Origin of the sequence: Nocardia sp. NPDC046473 (genome assembly GCF_040645995.1) — a bacterium.
Classification (GTDB): domain Bacteria; phylum Actinomycetota; class Actinomycetes; order Mycobacteriales; family Mycobacteriaceae; genus Nocardia.
The window spans coordinates 195057-211449 of record NZ_JBEYZJ010000008.1 but is presented as its reverse complement, the minus strand read 5'-3'; the positions used below and the strand labels follow the sequence as shown (position 1 = coordinate 211449).

The window sequence follows — 16393 nt, the reverse complement described above, 5'->3', positions numbered from 1 at the left end:
GTCGATATTCGACAATTACTACCGTCGCTGCGGTGGAATTCGTCATCGATGAGCTGGATCGTCGCCTCCTGCACGCGTTGCAGATCGATGGCCGAGCCGGATTCAGCGCCATCGCCGAGGTTCTCGGCGTATCGGATCGCACCATCGCCCGCCGCTACGCCCGACTACGGTCGGTCGGAGCGGTGCGGGTGATCGGCAGCGTCGACCCGACCGCGCTGGGCGGGACAATCTGGTTCCTGCGGGTGCGCTGCGCACCCGCCGCGGCCGTCCCGGTCGCCGAGGCGCTGGCCCGGCGATCGGACACCTCGTGGGTGAGCCTGCACTCCGGCGGCACCGAGATCAGCTGCGCATGCCGCACCGAGAACGAAAACGACAGTGAGACACTGTTATTGGACAAACTCCCGCGCACCTCCCGGGTGGAAGGGGTGACCGCGCACTCCGTGCTGCATGTCTTCTACGGCGACTCGGACAACCTGATCGCCAAGCTCGGCGCGCTGAACGAGGACGAAGCCGCCCGGCTGCGCCCATCCCCCGTACCGTATCGGCCGGGTCCAGTGCAGCTCGACGACGGCGACCGCAAACTCCTCGCCGCCCTGGCCGACGACGGCCGGACCAGCGTCGAGCAATTGGCGGCGGTGACCGGCTGGTCGGCGACGACCGTCCGGCGGCGGATGACCGAGCTGCGCGAACGCCGGGCGCTCTACCTGGATATCGACATCGACTGGCGCCAGGTCGGCCTCGGCATCCGCACCCTGCTCTGGATGTCGGTCTCCCCCACCCATCTGGAGCAGACCGGCGCGGCACTGGCCCAGCATCCCGAGATCGCCTTCGCCGCAGCCACAACCGGGCCGACGAACCTATACGCGACTGCCGTATGCGCTGATCAGCGGGAGCTGTATCGCTATCTGACCACCCGGGTGGCGGCCCTGCCCGCCATCACCCACGTGGAGACGGCACCGGTGATCAGGACCGTGAAAAAGGCGGCGAATCCGGCTTAGCCGACGCGAATGTCCGGAACCTATTTGAGTAGTCGGCGGATCACGGCCGCCGCGGCATCGATATCGTCGGGTTCACCGGTGATGAGTTCGCGAAAGTAGAAGGACTCGCCGATCCGGACGATGGCGTAGGCGAGGGTGTGGGCGTCGACGTCGTCGGGTTCGCCGACATCCTCGCGGATGAGTTGCGCGATGGTGGCCACGAACCGACGCTGGATAACCCCGTCGCGCGAGGTCAGGACCTGCAGCGCGGTCTCGGTGTGCTGCGCGACGAACGTCCGCATGGCCGGATATCCGGCCGCCATATGCAGGCTGCGCCGGACCATTTCGGCGACGCCGGCAGCGCCCTGACCAGCGCAGTCCCGGCGGATGTCCTCGAATCCGGCGGTCGCGATCAGCCAGATGGCTTCGCCGAGAATGCGCGTCCGGTCGCCGTAGCGCCGATACAGCGTCGACCGGCCGATACCGGCGGCGACGGCCAGCGCCCTCGCGTCGATCCAGCCGTCTCGCAGGAACATCGACACGGCGGCGCGCAGCACGGCATCAGAGGAGGTCAACTGGGGAATTGGGGAATCTAGCGGCGGAGACATCATCGATTCTAGTGTGACATGGGACACCATTGATCGAGTGTCCCAGCCCTGGCCGACCACCTGAGCCACGGCGCTTCGCATTGGATTGCACAGGAGAATTTCGATGTCTAAGCGACCAGTATTGATGTCCGTCCTGATTGCCCTTGTTGCCGGCACCGTTGCCGCTCCGGTCGCCTCGGCGACCCCGGCGCCGACCGCGTCCGAGTACCCGTCCTACGTCTCGCTCGGCGATTCCTATACGTCGGGATCGTTTCTGCCAACAGTCGATCCGCTCTGCGCCAGGGCCGACCGCAACTATCCCCGCCTGGTCGCCGCCGCCGTCGAACCCAGGTCCTTCACCGATGCCAGCTGTGGCGGCGCGACCACCAAAGCCATGACCAACAATCAGGTGCCGCCGGGCAGGCCGCCACAGTTCGATGCGCTGAAGCCGGACACCGCCCTGGTAACCCTCGGCATCGGCGGTAACGATGTACCCGGCTTCGAGATCGTGTTCAACTGCGGGGTGCGCGACGTAGCGGTCCCGCACGGCTCACCGTGCAAGGACTTCTACACCAGCGGCGGCACCGACACACTGATCGAGCAGATCCGCGCGATCGGCCCGAAAGTCGGTGCGGCACTGGACGGCATCCACCGACGATCGCCGAAGGCCAAGGTGCTACTCGTCGGCTACCCGGTGCAAATGCCCGAATCCGGTACCGGCTGCTGGCCGATCGTACCGATCTCCGACGGAGACGTGCCATTTCTGCGCGACAAGACAAAACTGCTCAACCAAGTCCTCATCGAACAGGCTGCCCAGCACAGCGCCATCTATGTGGACACCTACACCAGCAGCATCGGCCACGACATGTGCCAGGCACCGGGCACAAAATGGATGGAAGGCCCCATACCCACCGACCTGGCCGCCCCCGTTCATCCGAACGCGCTCGGCGCACAGGACCAAGCCCGGCAGATAATCGCCGAGCTGCACAGGTAGTTCGCTTAGGTGGGCGCAGGTTTCGGAGCTGTCATCAGCAGGTCGTGCGCGAACTCGGCTGCTGGGCACCGGAACTTGCGCCGCGGCTGTCAGGCGTGGCCGCCGCCCAGTCCCGGCTTGTGCAGTTGTGGCTGTGTTCCGAAGGTAGGCCCGGTAGTGGTAGCCGGTTCCGGCCCGGCGACTACGGGACCACGCTTGTCCGTCCGAACGGTCTTGGCATCGACCTCACTCCGCGCGAAGGCGATATCGCGTGCGGTACGAACCGACAACCGGCCCAATGAAGTTGCGGCGAAGAACAGCAGCAGCGCGCCGAGGCCGTAGAAGAAGGTCAGTTGCAAGATGGCACGTTTCAGGTCGGACGTCGCGACCGGTTCGCCGAGCGCGCCGATGTTCAGCAGATCCGCCAGGAACGGCCCGATGATGAACCACACACCCGCCGCGGCCGCCAGCCAACCACCGAAACTGGCCACCAGTCGGTTGCGGCTCGACAACATCAAGAACCCGCCGACAATCGCGGTGACGCCGGGGAGTACCTCGAGCCAGCCGCGCGCCGAGGTCCACACCCACGCGTCATCGGGCGTGAACGAGAAGTCGAAGTACGGCCCGAGGAACGGAATCAATGCGCCCCAGATCCCGAGCAAGAACACGGCGAGCCCGCCGAGGGCTCCCCGGCTGCGCGGAATTCTGAGTGCCGGGCCGCGGTCCGCAGAAACGTTGTCGTCGACGTTCATCAGAGCCTCCATTCGTCGAAGTAACTGCGTGTACCGCGTACCCGTCATGCACAGACATATGCGCAACCTGCATAAATGGGCCTACACGGGCGCAGTGGTACCTCGGACGACCACGCAACGAGACAGTGGCGGGTGGATCCGGCCAGGTCAGCGGGGCGGGTGCCATTCGATGCGACCGCCCTGGAAGTCCTGGGCTCGGCCGCCGTTGTAGTCGTATTCGTCGCTGATCGGATAGCCGTAGCGGCCGTTCTCCCAGTTCTGGCTCGCCCAGGTGTCCCTGATCGCGCCGGATATCACGCGGGCGCCGGTATCGGCCGACCAGTAGATCGAGCCGCCTTCGAAATGCTGCCCGGCCCCGTTGTTCTTGGCGGGGAACTCATCGGTGACCGGGAACCCGAGTCGGCCGTCCTCCCAGGAGAGGGTGGCCCACTTGTCGCGGATCGCACCCCAGGTGTTGTGCGCGCCGGTCGACGCCGACCAGTGGATCGTGCCGCCCTCGAACTGGTTGAACCGCCCCGGCTTTCGCGTCGGCAGCTCTCTGCTGGTCGGATACCGCAACGCGCCGTTCTCCCAGCCGAGGTCGCCCCATTTGGCGCGAATCGCACCGCCGATCTGATTGGCGTGACCGGCGGATACCAGTGGATGCCAATAGATCGAGCTGTTCTTCTCGAACTCCTGCCAGCGCCCGCCACGGGCGGCATCGGACTCCGGGTTCAGCGCGTTGCCGAAGAAGGCGAAACCGCCGGCCTCGTCGTATTCGGTTCGGATCGCTCCGCCGATCGGATAGGGCTGCGCGGACGCCTGGGTGGGCGTCAAGGTGAGCGTGCTGAGCACCGCCAGGACCGTGGCGGCTCGGACCACCCGGGCGGCTCGACGTCGACCGTGTTTCGGATTTCGCGGATCGGGTGACATGACCCTCCTTGCGCCCCAGGTATTCAAGCCACTTTACTTGCGCCCGAGCGCTTTTGACAGAGGCAAGGCACCTCGACCGGGCCCGGCGGACCGAATGCTCCCACGGTCGACCACCCAGCGAAAGGTCGGCAACTCTACGATTCAGCTACGGCGAGCAGAAAGTGGGCATGCATGGAGATCGAGGAAGGGCGGACGAGCACACCCGCACTGTGGGCGGTGGCGGTCTGGGGTTTGATCACCGCGGTGCTGACCGCGCCGATCGCGGCGGGCCTGGTCGGCATCGTCTACCGGTTCCCGATCCCGTTCGGTGACGACGCACGCGGCGTCGAAGAGGTCGGCAATGCCGCACTGGCCTCGGTCTTCTATCTGATCAAAGGCGAAGGAATAGTCCTGGCGATCGTCGGCGCGATCGTCGGCTATTTGATCGCTCGTACCGTCGGACCAGGCCTGATCCGCACACTGGCGCTCGCCGTCTTGGCCGCCTTCGGCCTGGCCCTCCTCGGCGCCATCAGCCTCGCCATGATGTAACCGAATTCGGTGCGCCGAACCATGATTCGCCGCCGCCTTCTTTATCGCAACCGGTGACAGACAGCGAACCGGTAGTCATGATCAGTCCCATGGAGATGCGCTCCGATCATGGTGCCGAACCATCGTTTCGGGTGATGCCGTGGTGGCTCGTGCTCAGCGGTTTCGTGCTGGCGATCGTGTTCGGGCTGGCAGTCACCTGGTGGCTGTGGAATATCGCGGATGCGGGCGGCCCGTCCCGAGCGGCGCTGCGCATCGACGCCATCCGTACTGGCTTGACCGTCGTCGCCGGAACGGGTGGCGCGGTGGGGCTGCTGCTGGTCGGGCGGCGTCAGTGGTTGAACGAGCGGACCCAGCAGCACCGCGAACAAGTCGACGCCACCAACCGGGCGCACCAGGAACGCGTACAAGCGCACGTCGAGTCCACCGCGGCAGCCGAGCGAGCCGCCCGCGACCGGGCCATGGAGATCTCGGAGTACGACGCGACCGAGCGCCGGGTCACGGACCTGTTCGCCAAGGCCGTCGAGCATCTCGGCTCGGATACCGCGCCGGTCCGGTTGGGCGGGGTCTACGCGCTGGAACGGCTGGCCCATAACAACGAGCGCTATCGGCACGCGACGGCCGATGTGCTGTGCGCCTACCTGCGCATGCCGGTGCGGCGCGAGGTGGTCGACGAAGATCATGTGCGGTTGGCCATCCAACGCATTGTGACCCGCAGAATTCGGTCCGGGCCCGACAGCTGGCCGGGTTTGCGGCTCGACCTCGCCGATGCCCAGCTGCACGGCCTCGACGCGTCGGGATGCGACTTCAACGACGTCGATTTCACCGGATCGACCTTCTCCGGGGTGACCATATTCGATGACTGTAGATTCCACGGGGAGGCGCGGTTCGGCGGTGCAACGTTCCTCGGTGAGGCTTCACTGAAACGAACGCATTGGCACGTTCCGGCCGACTTCAGCGGCGCGGCATGGCAATCAACGGTGAGCTTCGCCGAGTCGGTGTTCGAGCAGCACGCGCGCTTCGACAACGGCAGGTTCGGTGATCAACGAATCTCGTTTCGCGAGACCACCTTCAGACATACCGTCACCTTCGACCACAGTCGATTCGATGGGGAAACCACCTTCGGCCGAGCCGGTTTCGAGTCCAACGCGTCGTTCGAGCATGTCGATTTCGGCGACGCCGTGTCGTTCCGGGGTGCGGTGTTCGGTCATATCACGATGTTCCGGCGATCGGTCTTCACCGGCCCGGTCGACTTCAGTGGCGCGCGACTCGAGCACTCGACAGCCTTCGACCGCGTCGATTTCGTCGGCGGTGTCACCTTCGATCCGGTCCCGATGGAGCGGGCGAGCGCCGAGCGCACCCGCGCCGACGCGCGCTCGATCCGCCAGCTGCCGACCGGGTGGGTGGAGTATCCGCTCGACGATCAATGGGTCGGACTCAGACCGAACTCTTGATACCGCCGGTAACCCCTGACCGATCAGTCGGCGAGTTGGTACGTCGCGAGTACTCCTTTGTGGTCGCTGCACCACCGCGGCGGCGAGGCGGCGAACTCGTCCTCGGTGGTTTCCTGCTGTCGGGTGCCGCGCACGATGGACCCTCGGGGTCCGACGATGCCGACGGTGGACAGCGTCAGGGCAGCACCGTTGGCGAACACGAAGTCTACGCGGTCGCGTTCGTCGGCCTCGGGCGCCCAAGCGAGTTCGGAGACGTCCACTTCGGCGTTGTCCGAGGGCCAGGTGAGACCGGGGTGGGTGGCCGGATCGGGATACATCGATCGGTAGGCATCGACGAAACCGGCTTGATGCAGGCGTCGAGTCGACTCCCACCGCACCGTGACGCCGTTGTGGTCGAACATGTTCGCGGTGGCGGACGTCCAGTCCAGCACGGACGGCTCGTTCAGGTCGCCACCCATGATGACCGAAGCCCCTTGGGCGATCTCGTTTTTCGCGTCGGCCAGCAGGGTGCTGATCACCTCGGGACGCCCCGAGGCCGCGTTGACGCGCTGGATGGCAGCGGTGTCCGTCATCGGGCCGCCGGGCAGCTTCTCGAAGTTGTATTCGGCGAACTCACCCGACGCCGGGACGCCGGGTCCGTAGCCGCGCGGCAAATTCGAGGCATACCAGCGGAATTCGAGATGGGCCGAATAGGCGGTGACGCGCTTTCCGTCAATGTTCAATCGCGCCTTGACCATCCACTGCAGATCGGCGGAGTCCTCGACGGGAAACACCGTCAGAATGCCCGTGTCGTGCGAGGCAACAGCGTTGAATTCGCGCCCCCGCCGCGCCAATTCGGCTACGACGGCGGCAGTCGCGGTAGTCGCCTCCGAGAGCAGCACGATCGAAGCCCCGGTCGAGACGATGAGATCGGCGATCAGTTGGGTGCCGTCCGCGACCTTGCTACCGCTGTGCCACACGTTCAGCGCAAGCACCCGAATCTCCGGTGCCACAGGCATCACCCGAACTTTCCAGGGTTCGCCGCCACTGCCCGGCGCAGCGTAGGTCGGTCGGCTCGGTAGGCCGCCACCACCGAGGCCAGTTCGTGCGGGCTCGCGCCATGCATGATCACGGAGTGACAGCCTAAGTCGTACTCGCGCGATATCTTCCGCACGCACTGCTCCGGCGTGCCGTAGGCGGCCGAGGCGAGCCATTCGTCCGGGATGAGGGCGTCGAACTGCTCGAGCACCTCGACGGAGGCGGACGCGTCGATCGGCCCGGCCGCCGCGGCGTCGAGGAATAGCTGGGTGCCGCGGATCCGCTCCCAGATCTGCGGGTCCCAGCCGTTGGCGGCGATGAGGATGTCGGCGTAGGCCTGCAGGTAGGTCACCAGGCGGCCGGTCCGCCTGCGCAGCTGATCCTCTTCGGAGAGCGCGTCGCTCGCGGTCGCCAGGCACGACCAGATCCGGACGCTGTCCGGATCCTTACCCGCCCGTTCGGCCCCACGGCGCACCGCCGCAACGGATTTCACGGTGGCCTCATCGGAGAAGAAGGTGTGCAGGACGACGAAGTCACCGATCTCGCCCGCGAGCTCGAGGGTCTTCGGGCCGACGGCGACGAAGCCGATCGGCGGCGAATCCGCCAGGCCGTTCTGGTGATACAGCACGGGCCACGAACCGGCGGGCCCCTCGTGACCAACGATGGTCTCGCCCGCCCAGAGGCGGCGCAGGATGCCGACGAAATCGCGGAGTTGGGCCTCGGTGACGGCAGGCAGGCCGATCGCCTTCCAGTTCGCCGCCATGCCGCGGCCGAAGGCCATGGCGTATCGGCCCTCGGTGATGGCCTGCATCGTCGAACCCATTGTCGCCGTGACCATCGGGTGCCGGGTGTGGTGGTTCGTGGCGGCCGCCGCGATCCCCAAGTCGGTGGTGCATCCGGCCAGTCCGCCGGATAGGACCGCCGAGTCCTTGACCGTCATCCGTTCACCGATCATGCACGACCCGAGACCGAGCTCCTCGGCGGCGCGCGCCTCCGGGAGGAGGACCCGGGCGTCGGCGGGGTGCCGGGTGATGCAGTAGTAGGCCAGTTCGTTCAGTTGCTCGATCACGAGAGTTGTTTTCTCCAAATAGTTTTCGCCGACTATGGGCTAGGCGCCGACTTCGTCGAGCAGTTCTTCGACCAGCGACTTGTGATGGAAGACCATCTCGATGTCGTCCGGACGCGCCATCTCGCCGAAGTGGACCTGACGTCCACCAGCGCGCATGAAGACGACGCAGTAGTTGAGCGCGGCGTAGAGCGTGTACCAGGTGAGGTCGCCGACCTGCACGCCCGCGCACTCGGCGTAGGTCGCCTTCGCGTCTTCCGCACGCAGAAAGTCCGGCATGCCGGGGAGGCCGAAGGTGTTGGCGATCGTTTGAAAGACGCGGTGCGCGAACACAAGCCAGGCCAGGTCGAGCTCGCGCGGGCCGATCGTCGCCAGTTCCCAGTCGAGTACTGCGACGGGCGTGAAATCCCGGTACATGCAGTTGCCGATGCGCGCGTCGCCCCACGACAGCACGGTCTCGCCGGTCTCGGGCAGATTCGCCGTGAGCCACACCAGGATTCGCTCCACCAGCGGCGATCTGCCGCTGTCGCGGGCAGCGAACTCGTACCATCCCCTGGCTCGGTTCAGTGTCCGTTCGAGCGGGCTCGAACCCGGCTGCTTCGGATCGAGAAAGGCGAACGTGGTTGGCGCGTCCGGGATCGCGTGCAGCGCGGCGAGTGCCTCGATCGTGCTGTGCTGCAGTCGGTGTTGCTGCTCCGGGCTTGCGTCGAAGAGCCAGTTGTCGCCGAAGGTGTAGGGCATGACGTCGGGCGGCACCAAGCCGTCGACGCGGTCCATCAGCAGGAAGGGCGTGCCGAGCACCTCGCCGGTCGGTTCGATGAACCGCGCTCGCGGGACGGGGACGTCGCTCGCTTCGGCCACGATGCGCATGGCGTCGAACTGATCCGGCAGGTTGTAATGCTCCAGGATGGGGAAATCACCTGGGGCAGGCACCATCCGGGCAATCAGGTCGGCGGCGTGCGCGACTCCCGCTTCGGTCCAGGTCGCGTTCAGCACCAGGGTCTCCGCCGACATGCCGTTGCTGTCGATACCGGTCTGCAGGACGACGCTCGGGTCGGCGGCCACCGGCAGTTGCGTTGCCAGCCAATCGGTTAGGCGCGGGATCAGCGTGCTGGTGTCGCGGCTGCTGCGTTGCAGTCGCATGCCGTTTTCGGCCCGAGGTTGAGACATGGGTCACTCCTGACAAGATGGCGAAAGCTGCGGGTAACCATCGGCCGCCGCGCCACAATTGTCAACGAGGGTTCTCAATGAATGGGAGTTATTGCAGGTAAGCCGTGATCGCGTCGACGAGACCCGCACGGGCGCTGGCCACCTCGGCGGCGGGAGTGAGGCGACGCTCGCTATTGATGCCACGTATCGCAGGCGGAATCAGGCAGCGCATCCGATGCACCTTGTCCGGATCGAGCGACAGGTCGGCCAGGGAATACTCGAACGCCCGGAGCCAGGCGTCCTCGTACCCGGCCATGGCCGCCGCGGTCTGCGGGAAGACCGAAAGGCGTTCGGCCTGATCGTTGGGCAGTCCGGCGCGCAGCGTCTCGACCGCACGTCCCTCGGGCGTGCCGAGGATGGTCCAGATGGCCTCGACCATCTCGCCTACCCGCTCGCGGATCGAGCCGCTGAACCGGGGCCAGATCTCGGGACTGTTCGCGCCGCTGCGATCGGTCAACTCGACCAGGACCGCGGCCCACAGTCCGTCGATATCGCCGAACTGATGCTTCAAGGTCCCCCAGCTGACTCCGGCGGCCCGGGCTACCCGATTCGCCGATAGCGGTTCGCCCGATCCCGCCGCGAGACAGCCGATGGCGACGTCGAGCAGTCGTTGCCGAGTCTCTCTGCCCCGTCGATTGAGGCGAGTTCCGGCTGCGGATTGCGTCGTCGGGCTCGGTCCGGCCATCAGTATTTCCATCTCGATTCTCGTCGCATCTCTCGACGGTAGCGGCGCACTATCGTCGCTGCTGATCCGCCAGGCGGCAAGGGTGCGGCTCGACAGGATCAGTGGATCGTGGCTGCGCCCAACATGATTCCGATCGTTGACACGTTGAACACTCTGACATACTTTGTTCAAAGCGACTACCAGTATGACCCGGCCAGCAAATAGGTGAATAGCGATGTGTCCCAACGTGACTGACGCCCACAACGGCGCGACCGACCTTTCGCCGACAGGCACGCGCGCGCTCGGCGGCCGGGGATGACGCTCACCACCGCACTGGAGGTCGTCGACGGAATCGACCTGCACGGCAAGACATGTGTGATCACCGGTGCGTCGTCTGGATTGGGCCGGGAATCGGCGCGCGCCCTGGCCGCTGCGGGCGCCCGTGTCGTGCTCGCCGCCCGCGATGCCAAAGCCTTGGCCGCGACCCAGCAGTGGATCGGCGCAGAGGTGCCCGACGCGCGGACCACCGCCGTCGTGCTCGATCTGGCGTCGCTGGCCGACATACGGCTGGCCGCAGCCGCGATAGCCGACGTCGCCCCGCAGATCCATGTGCTGATGAACAACGCCGGAGTGATGTTCACGCCGCTCAGCAGAACCGCCGACGGCTTCGAAATCCAGTTCGGCACAAACCATCTCGGCCACTTCGAACTCACCCGGCTGCTCATCCCCCAGCTGTGCGCCGCCGGCGGCGCCCGAGTCGTCATCCTGTCCTCCGACGGCCACCGCATGAGTGACATCGACCTGGACGACATCAACTGGCACGAGCGCGAATACGATAAATTCCGCGCCTACGGCGCCTCGAAGACAGCCAACATCCTGCACATGGTCGAGCTGGACCGGCGACTACGCGATCGCGGCGTGCGCGCGTACGCGGTCCACCCCGGCATGGTCGCAACCGCACTCGCCCGCCATATGACCCCCGAAGACATCACCACGCTCCGCACCTACCTGCCCCGGCGCGCCAAACACCTCACCGAACAGACCGGCCCCAAGCCCGACACCGGCCCGAAGATCACGATGCCCGACCAGGGCGCCGCCACCCAGGTCTGGGCCGCCGTCAGCCCAGCGCTCGCCGACACCGGTGCGGTCTATCTCGCGAACTGCGGAATCCGCAGCGACACAGCACCATACGCACTCGACGTGGACCACGCGGCAGCGCTGTGGGAAATCTCCGAGCAGCTCTGCGGCGGGGAAGGCTGACCAGACCGGTTTCGCCGATGTACGGAGGGGATACATCGGACCCGCGCGCTATCGGCCTGAATGTCGTCTGATCAGCGGACAGACGGCTTGGACGCGTGCTGCGAAGCTGATCGGACAGCACGAAAGGATGATCCGTTACATGGCCGGTCTTATCGTCCCCCGGAAATGCGCGCTCGATCTCGTCGCCAAAACCAGTCACGAACGGGTCGCCGACGCCGTACGGTGGGCCGCCACGGTGCAACCGCCGTTCGCACAGCGGAAGCTCAAATATCGTTGGGCGGTGGGGATCGGCAGTTACGATATCGAACCACTGGACGTCCACTCAGCGGTTGAACTGCACAGTTCTTCGAAAATTCCGACAGCTGCTTTCCGAGTGACGTTGTCGACGAACGACTATGTCGATGTCCTGTTGTTCAACGACGGAAACTACATCCGTGCGTGGTTCCGCAGCATCAACACCAGCGATCGTTCTTACAACCAGGTTGTTGCCACTTACCCATGGGCGTCCGCGTTGGCAACAAGGACGGCAGAATCCCTGACCAACGCCGGAATCATCAATTCCGTCGAAACCATCAGCCTGCGAAGCTGGTAACCGTACCGAGCGTGGAGGTTCCGATGAGCTTAGAGATCGATATCAAAGAAGCGGCCAGAGCGCTCCTGATCGCGGCAGGCATGGCGGCGAACGTCGCTCAGGCCGACATCAGCGGAGCCGCACGGGACATCGCCAAGAATTACCCGAGAGCGCAGGCTCAGCAAGTCGAGGCGGAGATCGCGCGCCATCTCCGCAACCGGGGATGAAGCCGACGCCGCGCTGTCGACCTGTGCGTGGCCGGAAGGGCAGTCCGGGATAGTTCGATTCCTTTGCGCGGCAGCGAAGGTCTACATGGTGAGGGGCGGCCCGGCTAAGCGGCAGCCCTCGATCGTGTGAGCCGACAAGAAAGCTGATCACCTTGAGCCTCCCCGCCACCATGCGTGCACTGCGGCAGATGTCGCTGGACGGTCCGCAGGACATGCAATTGATCAACGACGTGCCGGTGCCGGTGCCCGGTAAGGATGAGATCCTGATTCGGGTTGCCGCTGCTGGCATCAACTTTCGCGATATCTCGCAGGCGCGCGGCACCACTCTGGGCGGCCCGCGGCCTCCGTATCTGGCGGGTTTCGAGGCTGCGGGTGAGATCGTGGCGGTCGGTGCGGCAGTGACAGGCTCGGCGGTCGGCGGCCGCGTAATCGGCGTTGGGTACGGCGCTTTCGCCGAGTACATGGTGTTGTCCGCGCGTGCTGCGGTGCCGGTGCCTGCGGGGTGGACGGCTGAGCAGGCGTTGGGGCTGGTGGTGAGTTGGCCGACTGCGCTGGCTGCGCTCCGGCCGCTCGGGCAGCTCGCCGCCGGGCAGGTTGTGCTGATTCATGCTGCGGCGGGCGGGACCGGCCAGGCTGCGGTGCGGATGGCTAAACACTACGGCGCGACGGTGATCGCCACGGCCTCGCCGGAGAAGCACGAGACGGTGCGGGCGTTGGGCGCGGACCACGTGCTGGACTCCCGCAGTACCGATATCGCCGCCGAAGTCGTGCGGCTGACCGGAGGCACCGGTGCCGACGTGGTGCTGGAATCGGCCGGCGGGGATACCTTCGACGCGAGTTTGGCGGCGGCCAAGCGGGTCAGTGGGCGGGTCGTCGTTTACGGGCTGGCGGGCGGTGATGCCTCGATCACCAACTGGGAGTTGGTGTATCGGCATCAGGTTCATATCATCGGCCTGAATATCGGCGTGTTGATGCAGGCTGCACCGCAGGTCTTCGGTGCGCTCATGGGCGAGTTGTTCGCGCTCATCGCCGCTGGCGTGCTCTCCCCCGAACAGCCCACCACGTACGAATTGGCCGACGGCCCAAAGGCGCTCGCGGAACTGGAGCGCCGAGCGACCGTCGGCAAACTTGCCCTGCTCCCCTGAGCGGGCCCTCGGTGCAAGCTACCGTGCGTCAGTCCGCGAGCGAGTCCGGGAAGCCGAATATGGTTGTGACCAGCGCGGAATGATGGAAAGCGAGCACGCGAGATACACCGGTGGCGGTGGGTTCCAGCACCACCGCACCGTAAGCCTGGAGCTTGCCGTCCGCGTCGCGGCGGTAGATCACCGCTGCAGGCTGACCGTTGGCGGTGGTCGCGAACATCCTCCAGTCCCCTTGCACACCAAGGACATACGCGTCGAGCATGCGGATGCACTCGGCCCGGCCGGCCCGCCAGTCGAGGAACGGTGTCGCCTCCAATGTGGCGTCAGTGCGCAGCACCTGTTCCAGCAGCCCGGCATCGGACCGCTCGAAAGCCGCGATGTACCCGTCCAACAGCGCACGCGCCCGCTGGTCGGTCGGTTCGAGCAACTCCGCGGACCGCGGCTCGAGCTCGTCCAGCCGGGCGCGGGCCCGCTGCAGGCCGCTTTTGACCGCCGCGGTGGTGGTGCCGAGGATCTCCGCGGTCTCGGCCGCCGAGAACGCCAGCACCTCGCGCAGGAGGAGGATCGCGCGCTGACGAGCGGGCAGGTGCTGCAGGCTCGCGATGAGCGCCAGCCGCACCGACTCGCGAGCGATCACCACCGCGGCCGGATCGTCGTCGGCCGGGGCGAGCAATGCGTCCGGCACCGGTTCCAGCCATGAAACATCGCCCGGTGCAACACGATTCGGCGGACGATCGGGTCCATCGTACGGCCCCGTCAGACCCGAGGGCAGCATTCGAATACGCCGCGGCTGCAACGCGGTCAGGCAGACGTTGGTGGCAATTCGATAGAGCCAGGACCGAATCGACGCCCGTCCCTCGAACCCGGCATAGGACCGCCACGCACGCAGGTAGGTCTCCTGCACCAGATCCTCAGCGTCCTGCGCCGAGCCGACCATCCGGTAGCAGTGCGCCAACAACTCCCGCCGAAACCGCCCAGTGTCTGCGGCGAACCGGTCCTCGCTCGGTGCCGACAGCTTGTTCCCCATACGCGTGCTCCTTCGCCCGAACCCGTCCCGCTGATCGGAACCGTCGTCCATTAGGACCAGCACATGGCGTAGAAGGAATCTAACCCCGGGTCAGGACGCTAACCACGCCGCGAACGCATCGAAGGTGAACGGGCGTCCGAGGAAATCAGTGATCAGATCGGCGGCGTCCTTCGATCCACCGGGAGCGAGAATTCGGTCCCGATACCGCTGCGCCACCGCAGGCTCGAGCAGATCGCCGGTATCGAATGCGGAGAAGAGATCCTTCGAGATCACCAGACTCCACAAATATGTGTAGTACGCGGACGTATACCCCGCGAGATGCCCGAACGAAGCCTGGAAATTGGTGTCGGGCAAGCTGGCGATCAGGCCGTACCGTTCCATCATGTCGAACACCGCTGCGGTGTGGTCGGTAGGCCGATCACGGTGCAGCAGATAGGAAACCGCGGTGTAGCCGACCTGGGTCTGGATCGAAATACCCTTGCCGAAGTCTTTCGCGGCCCGCATCCGTTCCACCAGATCGACGGGAATACGCGCGCCGGTCTCGTCAACGGCAAACAGGCCGAGAATCGTTGGGTCCCAAGCCCATTCTTCGAGCATCTGCGACGGCGCCTCGACGAAGTCCCACTCGGTGGCCACTCCGGAAAACCGCGCCCACTCCTGCCTTCCGCCGAGCACATGGTGGATGAGGTGCCCGAATTCGTGGAACAGCGTGACGACCTCCTGGTGTTCCATCAACTCGCGGGAGAAGTTGCACACCAGCACACCCTCCGGCAGCAGCCGATCGGTGATCCCGCTGACGAGCTCGAATTGCGCGGCGTGCTTGTACTTTCCCTCGCGCGGATGCAGGTCGAGGTAGATACGCCCGTGTCGTTCACCGTCGGCGTAGACATCGTAGGCGGTGACGTCCGCATGCCAGCTCGGAACATCGACCGGCCGATATTCCAGCCCGAACAGCTGCCCGGTCACCGCGAGCAGTCCCGCCCGGACGCGGGTGAAGTCGAAGTATCGGCGCACCTCCCTCGCGTCGACGTCATACTGTTCGCGCCGGACCAGCTCCATGTAGTAACCGACCTCGGAGCGGTCGATAGTGGCGGCGGCGTCATCCTCGTGTCGCCGCGCGAGCAACGTGTCGAAATCGCGCTGACCCGCGGCCGCCGCGGCAATCGAGATCCGCTCGATGAACTCGGCGATGGCCTGGCCGGAGCCGATCATCTTGATGTCCGCGTCGTAGTCGGGCCAGTTGTCGAACCCGACCAGCCTGGCCTGCTCGTCACGCAGGTCGAGCATCTCGTGCAGGACAGCGTCATTGGCGGGCCAGCCACGACTCTCGAACGCGACGTTCAGGTCGCGCCGGGCCGCGCCGTCGCGGGCGAAGGTACGGAATGGGCGGAAGTCCGGGTAGTCGGTGGTGACCGTGACCAAGCCGTCCGCGGCGGGCGGATGCGCGGCGATGAAGTCGGCGGGCAGTCCGTCGAGCTGCTCGGGCGCCAACCGGATCGAGCGAACATCGTCGCGGATCGCCCGGCCGAAGTCCTGGGTGAGTTCGGTGAGTCGCTCGGAGATGTCGCGCAGCCTGGCTCGCGTCCGATCGTCACGGTCCACGCCGCTGCGCCGGAAGTCGCGCAGCACGTGGTCGCGCAGGCGCGCGGCCACCTCGGCCAAACCGGTCGAGTCGGTGGCCGCGACGATCTCGTAGAGCGCACGGTCGAGGCCGCGGTCGGTCTTCACCCGATCGACCTCTTGGACCAGCTTCTCGGCCAGTCCACGCACCTCGGGATCGGGATGGACCTCGACAAAGAACAGCGCGGCCGATTCGGCACCGCGCAGCGCGATGTCCGCATCGTTCCACAGAATCAGCACGTCAGCGGTGTCGCGGCGGGTACCGTCTGCGAGTCGCCGCAGCGTCGCGGACGCGGTCCGCAGCCTGCCACGCACATACCCGTCGAGCCATTCGGACCAGTCGTCGGACGGCAGGGCAAGCGGCTGTGGACTCATCCCATGACAGTAACCGCCGCCCCGTTCGTCGCAAA

At 65.9% G+C, this 16393-nt stretch carries 17 protein-coding genes; 8 read left to right on the top strand and 9 right to left on the bottom strand.

Annotated features, from left to right (window positions below):
* Positions 1–32 precede the first annotated feature (32 nt).
* The gene (locus ABZ942_RS28630; protein WP_357387250.1) at positions 33–998 is read left to right on the top strand and encodes an AsnC family transcriptional regulator; all 966 of its coding nucleotides are present in this window, start codon (positions 33–35) and stop codon (positions 996–998) included.
* 20 nt (positions 999–1018) lie between these two features.
* Here the strand turns inward: ABZ942_RS28630 and ABZ942_RS28625 are convergent, their stop codons facing one another.
* On the bottom strand, positions 1019–1552 hold the full coding sequence (locus ABZ942_RS28625) for a QsdR family transcriptional regulator (protein WP_357387248.1): 534 nt from the start codon (positions 1550–1552) through the stop codon (positions 1019–1021).
* A 136-nt stretch (positions 1553–1688) separates the two neighbouring features.
* On the opposite strand from ABZ942_RS28625, the gene ABZ942_RS28620 reads away from it, so the two are divergent.
* Positions 1689–2558: an SGNH/GDSL hydrolase family protein gene (locus ABZ942_RS28620; RefSeq protein ID WP_357387246.1), complete on the top strand. Its 870-nt coding sequence runs from the start codon at positions 1689–1691 to the stop codon at positions 2556–2558.
* A gap of 89 nt (positions 2559–2647) precedes the next feature.
* On the opposite strand, the gene ABZ942_RS28615 is transcribed toward ABZ942_RS28620, so the two are convergent.
* Both ABZ942_RS28615 and ABZ942_RS28610 read right to left on the bottom strand, forming a co-directional pair.
* The gene (locus ABZ942_RS28615) at positions 2648–3289 is read right to left on the bottom strand and encodes a hypothetical protein (RefSeq protein ID WP_357387244.1); all 642 of its coding nucleotides are present in this window, start codon (positions 3287–3289) and stop codon (positions 2648–2650) included.
* Between the two features lie 147 nt (positions 3290–3436).
* Positions 3437–4201 carry a hypothetical protein gene (locus ABZ942_RS28610; RefSeq protein WP_357387242.1) on the bottom strand — a complete coding sequence of 255 codons (765 nt, stop codon included), beginning with the start codon at positions 4199–4201 and terminating at the stop codon, positions 3437–3439.
* Between the two features lie 171 nt (positions 4202–4372).
* On the opposite strand from ABZ942_RS28610, the gene ABZ942_RS28605 reads away from it, so the two are divergent.
* The gene (locus ABZ942_RS28605; protein ID WP_357387240.1) at positions 4373–4729 is read left to right on the top strand and encodes a hypothetical protein; all 357 of its coding nucleotides are present in this window, start codon (positions 4373–4375) and stop codon (positions 4727–4729) included.
* A gap of 89 nt (positions 4730–4818) precedes the next feature.
* Positions 4819–6180, top strand: coding sequence for a pentapeptide repeat-containing protein (locus ABZ942_RS28600; RefSeq protein WP_357387238.1), 1362 nt, complete (start codon positions 4819–4821; stop codon positions 6178–6180).
* A 23-nt stretch (positions 6181–6203) separates the two neighbouring features.
* Here the strand turns inward: ABZ942_RS28600 and ABZ942_RS28595 are convergent, their stop codons facing one another.
* The 4 genes from ABZ942_RS28595 to ABZ942_RS28580 all read right to left on the bottom strand — a co-directional run bounded on the left by ABZ942_RS28595 (position 6204) and on the right by ABZ942_RS28580 (position 10169).
* The gene (locus tag ABZ942_RS28595) at positions 6204–7178 is read right to left on the bottom strand and encodes an endonuclease/exonuclease/phosphatase family protein (RefSeq protein WP_357387236.1); all 975 of its coding nucleotides are present in this window, start codon (positions 7176–7178) and stop codon (positions 6204–6206) included.
* On the bottom strand, positions 7178–8263 hold the full coding sequence (locus ABZ942_RS28590; protein ID WP_357387941.1) for a TIGR03857 family LLM class F420-dependent oxidoreductase: 1086 nt from the start codon (positions 8261–8263) through the stop codon (positions 7178–7180). Before ABZ942_RS28590 ends, ABZ942_RS28595 begins: the two co-directional genes overlap by 1 nt.
* Before the next feature lie 42 nt (positions 8264–8305).
* Positions 8306–9433, bottom strand: coding sequence for a phosphotransferase family protein (locus tag ABZ942_RS28585; protein WP_357387234.1), 1128 nt, complete (start codon positions 9431–9433; stop codon positions 8306–8308).
* An 88-nt stretch (positions 9434–9521) separates the two neighbouring features.
* Positions 9522–10169: a TetR/AcrR family transcriptional regulator gene (locus tag ABZ942_RS28580; protein WP_357387232.1), complete on the bottom strand. Its 648-nt coding sequence runs from the start codon at positions 10167–10169 to the stop codon at positions 9522–9524.
* Positions 10170–10451: 282 nt separating this feature from the next.
* Between ABZ942_RS28580 and ABZ942_RS28575 the strand changes: the two genes are divergently transcribed.
* The 4 genes from ABZ942_RS28575 (at position 10452) to ABZ942_RS28560 (ending at position 13339) form a co-directional block, all read left to right on the top strand.
* On the top strand, positions 10452–11396 hold the full coding sequence (locus ABZ942_RS28575) for an SDR family NAD(P)-dependent oxidoreductase (protein WP_357387230.1): 945 nt from the start codon (positions 10452–10454) through the stop codon (positions 11394–11396).
* A 139-nt stretch (positions 11397–11535) separates the two neighbouring features.
* Entirely contained in the window at positions 11536–11988 is a 453-nt protein-coding gene (locus tag ABZ942_RS28570; RefSeq protein ID WP_357387228.1) for a hypothetical protein, read from the top strand.
* Between the two features lie 23 nt (positions 11989–12011).
* A complete protein-coding gene (locus tag ABZ942_RS28565; protein WP_357387226.1) occupies positions 12012–12194 on the top strand; it encodes a hypothetical protein in 183 nt (60 codons plus the stop codon).
* Between the two features lie 152 nt (positions 12195–12346).
* On the top strand, positions 12347–13339 hold the full coding sequence (locus ABZ942_RS28560; RefSeq protein WP_357387224.1) for an NADPH:quinone oxidoreductase family protein: 993 nt from the start codon (positions 12347–12349) through the stop codon (positions 13337–13339).
* A 28-nt stretch (positions 13340–13367) separates the two neighbouring features.
* On the opposite strand, the gene ABZ942_RS28555 is transcribed toward ABZ942_RS28560, so the two are convergent.
* Complete coding sequence (locus ABZ942_RS28555; RefSeq protein ID WP_357387939.1) at positions 13368–14351, bottom strand: RNA polymerase subunit sigma-70; 984 nt, start codon at positions 14349–14351, stop codon at positions 13368–13370.
* Positions 14352–14453: 102 nt separating this feature from the next.
* Positions 14454–16358, bottom strand: coding sequence for a M3 family metallopeptidase (locus ABZ942_RS28550; protein WP_357387222.1), 1905 nt, complete (start codon positions 16356–16358; stop codon positions 14454–14456).
* Between the last annotated feature and the right edge of the window lie 35 nt (positions 16359–16393).

What these genes read in the sequence shown, in the direction of transcription:
- ABZ942_RS28585 (WP_357387234.1), bottom strand. Translation starts at nt 9,433, where the DNA reads ATGTCTCAACCTCGGGCCGAAAACGGCATGCGACTGCAACGCAGCAGC.
- ABZ942_RS28605 (WP_357387240.1), top strand. Translation starts at nt 4,373, where the DNA reads ATGGAGATCGAGGAAGGGCGGACGAGCACACCCGCACTGTGGGCGGTG.
- ABZ942_RS28610 (WP_357387242.1), bottom strand. Translation starts at nt 4,201, where the DNA reads ATGTCACCCGATCCGCGAAATCCGAAACACGGTCGACGTCGAGCCGCC.
- ABZ942_RS28575 (WP_357387230.1), top strand. Translation starts at nt 10,452, where the DNA reads ATGACGCTCACCACCGCACTGGAGGTCGTCGACGGAATCGACCTGCAC.
- ABZ942_RS28595 (WP_357387236.1), bottom strand. Translation starts at nt 7,178, where the DNA reads ATGCCTGTGGCACCGGAGATTCGGGTGCTTGCGCTGAACGTGTGGCAC.
- ABZ942_RS28615 (WP_357387244.1), bottom strand. Translation starts at nt 3,289, where the DNA reads ATGAACGTCGACGACAACGTTTCTGCGGACCGCGGCCCGGCACTCAGA.
- ABZ942_RS28580 (WP_357387232.1), bottom strand. Translation starts at nt 10,169, where the DNA reads ATGGAAATACTGATGGCCGGACCGAGCCCGACGACGCAATCCGCAGCC.
- ABZ942_RS28570 (WP_357387228.1), top strand. Translation starts at nt 11,536, where the DNA reads ATGGCCGGTCTTATCGTCCCCCGGAAATGCGCGCTCGATCTCGTCGCC.
- ABZ942_RS28620 (WP_357387246.1), top strand. Translation starts at nt 1,689, where the DNA reads ATGTCTAAGCGACCAGTATTGATGTCCGTCCTGATTGCCCTTGTTGCC.
- ABZ942_RS28550 (WP_357387222.1), bottom strand. Translation starts at nt 16,358, where the DNA reads ATGAGTCCACAGCCGCTTGCCCTGCCGTCCGACGACTGGTCCGAATGG.
- ABZ942_RS28565 (WP_357387226.1), top strand. Translation starts at nt 12,012, where the DNA reads ATGAGCTTAGAGATCGATATCAAAGAAGCGGCCAGAGCGCTCCTGATC.
- ABZ942_RS28600 (WP_357387238.1), top strand. Translation starts at nt 4,819, where the DNA reads ATGGAGATGCGCTCCGATCATGGTGCCGAACCATCGTTTCGGGTGATG.